This is a genomic window from Pontibacterium sp. (assembly GCF_041587635.1).
Classification (GTDB): domain Bacteria; phylum Pseudomonadota; class Gammaproteobacteria; order Pseudomonadales; family Balneatricaceae; genus Pontibacterium.
The window spans coordinates 1-4,446 of record NZ_JBFGYC010000345.1; the positions used below are offsets into that span (position 1 = coordinate 1).

5 protein-coding genes are annotated in these 4,446 nt (G+C 50.8%); 3 read left to right on the plus strand and 2 right to left on the minus strand.

The genetic code is table 11. From position 1 onward, the window contains the following. Together ABYW01_RS15065 and paaK are read left to right on the plus strand one after the other, a co-directional pair. Positions 1-1,002 (plus strand): acetyl-CoA C-acyltransferase (locus ABYW01_RS15065; protein WP_372834174.1); only part of this gene is annotated, 1,002 nt, incomplete at its 5' end. Between the two features lie 135 nt (positions 1,003-1,137). After that, a complete protein-coding gene (gene paaK, locus ABYW01_RS15070) occupies positions 1,138-2,436 on the plus strand; it encodes a phenylacetate--CoA ligase PaaK (RefSeq protein WP_372834176.1) in 1,299 nt (432 codons plus the stop codon). A gap of 118 nt (positions 2,437-2,554) precedes the next feature. Here the strand turns inward: paaK and ABYW01_RS15075 are convergent, their stop codons facing one another. Next, on the minus strand, positions 2,555-3,154 hold the full coding sequence (locus ABYW01_RS15075) for an ATP/GTP-binding protein (protein ID WP_372834179.1): 600 nt from the start codon (positions 3,152-3,154) through the stop codon (positions 2,555-2,557). 456 nt (positions 3,155-3,610) lie between these two features. Here ABYW01_RS15075 and ABYW01_RS15080 point away from each other — a divergent pair, with 456 nt between their 5' ends. Continuing rightward, entirely contained in the window at positions 3,611-4,039 is a 429-nt protein-coding gene (locus ABYW01_RS15080; protein ID WP_372834181.1) for an Rrf2 family transcriptional regulator, read from the plus strand. On the opposite strand, the gene ABYW01_RS15085 is transcribed toward ABYW01_RS15080, so the two are convergent. Next, positions 4,023-4,446 (minus strand): NAD(P)/FAD-dependent oxidoreductase (locus ABYW01_RS15085; protein WP_372834183.1); only part of this gene is annotated, 424 nt, incomplete at its 5' end. The genes ABYW01_RS15080 and ABYW01_RS15085 overlap by 17 nt on opposite strands.

The following is a 4,446-nucleotide window of genomic DNA, read 5'->3' on the forward strand; positions in this document are numbered from 1 at the left end:
ATGTCCTCGCTGCTGGCAGGTTTGCCAACCTCTGTTCCCGGCACCACCATCAACCGCTTGTGTGGCTCCGGTATGGACGCCATCGGTATGGCGGCGCGTGCCATCAAGTCCGGTGAAACCGAGCTGATGATCGCCGGTGGCTGCGAATCCATGTCCCGTGCCCCATTTGTCATGGGCAAAGCGGAATCCGCGTTCAGCCGTAATCCAAACGGCCTTTACGACACCACCATCGGCTGGCGCTTCATCAACAAAAAGATGAAAGCGGAATTCGGCGTGGATTCCATGCCTGAAACGGCTGAGAACGTGGCTGAAGATTTCAATATCTCCCGTGAAGATCAGGACCTGTTCGCGTACCGCAGCCAGCAGAAAACCGCGGCGGCGATGGAAGCCGGCCTGTTCAACGAAGAGATCTGCCCGGTGGTGATTCCTCAGCGCAAAGGTGACGACGTTATCGTTGATACCGATGAGCACCCACGCGCCTCTACAACACTGGAAGGTCTGGGCAAGCTGAGAGCGCCTTTCCGTGAAGGCGGTTCTGTGACCGCGGGTAACGCCTCCGGTGTCAACGATGGTGCTTGTGCCCTGCTGATCGCGTCTAAAGAAGCAGCAGAGAAAAATGGCTTAACCCCTAAAGCACGTGTGGTAGCCATGGCAACCGCCGGTCTTGAGCCACGCATTATGGGCTTTGGTCCTGCGCCTGCCTCTAAGAAGGTACTGGAAAAAGCCGGTCTGACACTGGATCAGATGGATGTCATCGAACTGAACGAGGCCTTTGCTTCTCAGGGTTTGGCGGTGATGCGTGATCTGGGTTTGCCGGATGATGCAGAAAACGTGAACCCGAACGGCGGTGCAATCTCTCTGGGCCACCCACTGGGTGCCAGTGGTGCACGTCTGGTCACAACAGCGATGTATCAGCTGCATCGTACAGGTGGTCGTTATGCTCTGTGCACCATGTGTATTGGTGTCGGCCAAGGTATCGCGATCATTATTGAGCGCGTTTAAGCAGCTTTTAAAAGCGGCGTAATTAAACGCCTTAAGAGGGAGCCCAATGCCCCTAAGCCTTAGGCCCCTCTTTTCGTCCTTAAGGACGATGAGTTCTGAGATAAAAACGATCAATGAGACAGGACAATAATAATTATGCTTAACGACAAACCACTACGCGGCGCGCTCGACCCGATTGAAACCGCTAGCATCGATGAGCTGCGTGATCTGCAGCTGGGACGTATGCAGTGGAGTATCGCGCACGCTTATAACAACGTACCAGCATACAAGCGCCTGTGCGATGAGCACGGTGTCCATCCGTTTGACCTGAAAACACTGGACGACCTGAAACTATTTCCGTTCACCACCAAGGCGTATCTGCGCGACGCTTATCCATTCGATTCATTTGCGGTACCGATGAACGAAGTGGTACGTGTCCATGCCTCTTCCGGCACCACCGGCAAACCAACTGTTGTGGGGTACACCCAGAACGATATCGATACCTGGGCTGATGTCGTAGCGCGCTCTATCCGTGCAGCGGGCGGCCACTACGGCGATAAAGTTCACATCTCATACGGTTACGGTCTGTTTACCGGTGGCATGGGTGCTCACTACGGTGCTGAGCGTTTGGGTTGTACGGTTATTCCGATGTCTGGCGGTCAGACCGAGAAGCAGGTTCAGCTGATGCGTGATTTCGATCCGGATATCATCATGGTGACGCCGTCATACATGCTGAACCTGATCGATGAGATGGAGCGCCAGGGTCTGGACCCACGAAACACAGCCCTTCGCCTGGGTATCTTCGGTGCAGAGCCGTGGACCGATGAGATGCGTAAGAACATCGAAACCCGTCTGGGTATCGATGCGGTCGACATCTACGGCCTGTCTGAAGTGATGGGCCCGGGTGTGGCGATGGAATGTATCGAAACCAAAGATGGCCCAACCATCTGGGAAGATCATTTCTACCCTGAAATTATCGATCCAAATACCGGTGAAGTACTGCCAGACGGCGAATACGGCGAGCTGGTTTTCACCTCTCTGACCAAAGAAGCCCTGCCGATTATCCGTTACCGCACCCGTGACCTGACCCGCCTATTGCCGGGAACCGCACGTCCGATGCGTCGTATCGATAAAATCACCGGCCGTTCCGACGACATGATGATCATCCGTGGTGTAAACGTCTTCCCAACGCAGATCGAAGAACAGATTCTGAAGATCCCTGCACTGGCACCGCACTACGAGATCGTGGTAACCAAAGACGGCAACCTGGACAAAGTACAAGTGAAAGTTGAGCTGGCACCGGATGCACAGTCTGCGAATCAGGATCAGGCGATCAAAGAACTGCAGCACCACATCAAGTCTGTAGTGGGTATCAGCACTAAAGTAGATATTGTTCCTCTAGGTTCAATTCCACGCTCCGAAGGTAAAGCAAAACGCGTGTTCGATAACCGCTAGTTTGCCTACCCTTCCTATGCCCTCTCCGCATGCTATCAACGTCACTACTGATAGCATGCGGACACAAAAAAACCGCTTCAAAGCGGTTTCTTTTTATGACCTGCCAACAATCTAGAACTCAGACAGTCGCAACTCCCTGTGTTCCAGACAGACCTACAGACACACCCACAGCTGATGCAGCACGCGTCAAAGGACCTAACAAAGGTTCGACCAAGGCAAATACCGCACGACGGTCACGCGCATCGACGAAGCTGACGGATGCTTCGATATCCAGTTCTGCCAACCATTGCTGGTAATCTTCAAGCGATGGATTCGCCTGCACATCAGAACGCGTTACACCAACGACTAACTGACGATCGTTGATCAAGCGGGAAAACGCATTCAAGTAATATTTCAGGTCTTCCTGCGGACATTCCCGTGCATTATCCAGCATTAGGACGACACCGCTCGCATCATGGGCGATCTCTTCACTTAGCATGTCCCACATAAAATCAAAACGAGACTGGCCTGGGGCACCGTAAAGATGGGCTTTTTCATTTGCATCAGTGGTCACGCGCCCGTAATCAATTGCAACCGTTGTGGTGCTTTTATGGCTTTTCACTTCATCAACTGAAATTTTAGCCTCTGTATTAACGCAATCTATCTCACTGACCGCTTGTATTGCACTTGTTTTGCCCGCCCCAACAGGACCGACAAAAATGATCTTCTTATTATCCATGTATTCTGAACTCTAATTGTTCAGGGTAACTGAAAAGCCGGAAAATGATCCGAGCTTTAATATCCCTGTATGACGGTTTCAGTATTCTTTTTTATCAGAGCAACTGATAAAACCCACACGCGTACGAATCAAAAAGCAATTACAAACTTGAGCCTATTCTTGCAGATATTGAGATAAAGATGAATCATTCAATATTACATGCAACTAATATAGGCTCTTTAAGGTCTACTGTTCGGGTTAATATAGAGGGTGTATTCTTGCTCACCTTCAGCATCCAGCCACTCTCTGATCGATCACTGTTTTTGGTGGTCATTCGAACGCATCAAACGAGATATTGGGCGTTATCATTGCATGCTCAATCAAACTGATAGAGCATTGCTATACGACCTCTTTCAACTTGCAGTCTCGGATGACCTTACGTATATTCACGGCAACCTTTTGTGAGCAAATGCTAATATGCAACTTAGTCGATTTACCGATTACACTCTCCGGGTGCTCTTCTTTACCGCCGTCAATAATGATCGCCTGACCACACTGGCTGAAATTGCAGGCTTTTACGAGATATCGATCGAACATCTGCGAAAAGTCGTTCACGCTTTATCCAAGTCCGGTTATCTACAGACCTTTCGCGGTAAAAATGGCGGCATTCGCCTAGCGAAGGACCCTGAAGATATCAACTTGGGTGAGGTCATCGCTCAGTCTGAAGGGATCGCACCATTGGTTGACTGCATGGGACAAGACTGCAAGCTCACCGGGTTTTGCAGCCTGCAATCGGTGTTCAAAGAAGCACAGGAAGCCTTTATGAATACCCTGCGCAAATACACCCTGGCTCAAATGCTTGAAAGCCCTCAGCTACAGGCAGAACTTATTACCAAAGGTCGCTAAGATCCGGAGACACGCCCAGTCGTTTATGTAATGCGGGGCTGGTCGTGGTGTATTGCAGATGAACCTTTTCATCTGGGTTAAGCTGGGCCTTGATCGAAAACGCCGCTAATGCAGCTTCGTGAAAACCACTTAAAATCAGTTTCTTCTTACCTGGATACCAATTGCTGTCGCCCACGGCGTATATACCGGGGCAACTGGTCATGAATCGCTCGGTATCCACTCTTGCCTGATTTCTCTCAGTTTCTACTCCCCACCCTTCGAGCGTTCCATTGTCTGGCGACAGACCAAAAAACACCAGCAAGTGGTCCAGTTCAAGCTGCCGAATCACGCCATCCTGAGACATAACTTTGACACCACTTAGCTGATCCTCTGCCAGCATATAGTCCACTACACGCCCGGTCAGGAAT